Genomic DNA, 274 nt, shown 5'->3' on the forward strand with positions numbered 1-274 from the left:
GGTTGGCGCTGTTGCCGCCGCGGTAGCTGCGCATGTCGAGGACGAACACGTCGAGCAAAGGGCCGTAGGCGACCTTGCGGTAGATCCGCCCGTCGCGCCCCTGGCGCTGGAAGCGCAGCGGCGCGTATTCGAGGAACGCCTGGCGTGCACGGGCCGCCAGCACGTCGATGTCCTTCACCTGGTAGCGCTCGTCGAGCTGCTTGCTGGAGGACCAGTTGTTGGTGGTCTCGTGGTCGTCCCATTGCCAGATCTGCGGCACCTCGGCGTTGAAGCG

1 protein-coding gene is annotated in these 274 nt (G+C 66.8%); it reads right to left on the minus strand.

The window, feature by feature from the left end; translation table 11 throughout:
* The coding region (locus OH705_RS27310) for an alkaline phosphatase D family protein (RefSeq protein WP_267303452.1) at positions 1-274 on the minus strand (274 nt) is incomplete at both ends.

The sequence above is a fragment of the Pseudomonas sp. BJa3 genome (assembly GCF_026343815.1).
Classification (GTDB): domain Bacteria; phylum Pseudomonadota; class Gammaproteobacteria; order Pseudomonadales; family Pseudomonadaceae; genus Aquipseudomonas; species Aquipseudomonas soli.